The 692-nt window shown below is 64.7% G+C and carries 1 protein-coding gene; it reads left to right on the top strand.

Going from position 1 to position 692, the window contains the following annotated elements:
• The coding region (locus CXQ89_RS17700) for an asparagine synthetase B (protein ID WP_219815643.1) at positions 1–692 on the top strand (692 nt) is incomplete at both ends.

Raw genomic sequence — 692 nt, 5'->3', positions numbered from 1 at the left:
CCAGAAGCTGCCGGCCGCCACCATCCGGACCATCCGGGCCGACGGGACCTGGCATGACCGCGAGTACTGGAGGCCCAGCTCCACGCGGCGCGGGGAGCACTCGGGCTGGTCCGCGGCGGACTGGCAGGACGCAGTCCGCGAGTCCCTGAAGACAGCAGTACGACGGCGGATGGTCGCCGACGTACCGGTGGGCGTGCTTCTCTCCGGGGGACTGGATTCCAGCCTGCTTGTTGCCCTGCTTGCCGAGGAGGGCCAACACGGGCTGTCCACCTTCAGCATCGGGTTCGACGGCGCCGGCGGCGACTCGGGGAACGAGTTCGTGTATTCCGACTTGGTGGCGAGGGAGTTCGGGACGCGGCATGAGCGACTGCACATCAGCACCTCCGAATTCGCACCCTCCATTGATGGTGCCGTAGGTGCCATGTCCGAACCCATGGCCAGCCATGACGTGACGGCGTTCCACCTGCTTTCGAAGACTGTTGCGCAGCATCTGAAGGTAGTGCAGTGCGGCCAGGGCGCAGATGAGCCCCTTGGTGGATACGGGTACCACCAACCGCTTGCCGGGGTGAGCCGCTCGGAGGCCCAGGGCGTGTTCACCTCAAACTTTGTGGACCACAGTCATGACGAGCTCTTGAACATCGTTGAACCCGAGTGGTTCTGCAGTTCTGACGTGAGCTGCCAGGTTTTGGCCG

This window comes from Arthrobacter sp. ZGTC212 (genome assembly GCF_002929255.1).
Classification (GTDB): Bacteria; Actinomycetota; Actinomycetes; order Actinomycetales; family Micrococcaceae; genus Arthrobacter_B; species Arthrobacter_B sunyaminii.
This window is presented reverse-complemented; position numbering and strand designations above follow the sequence as displayed.